1 pseudogene is annotated in these 229 nt (G+C 51.1%); it reads left to right on the top strand.

Features of this window, described 5'->3' with window-relative positions:
- Positions 1-229: pseudogene (locus tag AAEZ02_RS23665) on the top strand (phosphoribosylamine--glycine ligase); the annotation flags it as partial.

The raw sequence follows: 229 nt of genomic DNA, 5'->3' as shown, positions 1-229 counted from the left end.
CGATATGGTCATCGTTGGACCAGAAGCCCCATTGGTGACGGGTATCATCGATGCCTGCCGTGCTGCTGGTATTAAGGCGTGGGGCCCAACGGCATATTGTGCGCAGTTAGAAGGCTCAAAAACCTTTGCCAAAGAATTTATGGCACAGAACAATATTCCGACGGCAGCTTATCAAGGGTTCACAGATACTGACGCTGCCAAAGCTTATATTGATGAGCAAGGCGCGCCC

It is taken from the genome of Shewanella sp. T24-MNA-CIBAN-0130, assembly GCF_040310185.1.
GTDB lineage: Bacteria > Pseudomonadota > Gammaproteobacteria > Enterobacterales > Shewanellaceae > Shewanella > Shewanella psychromarinicola.
This window is presented reverse-complemented; position numbering and strand designations above follow the sequence as displayed.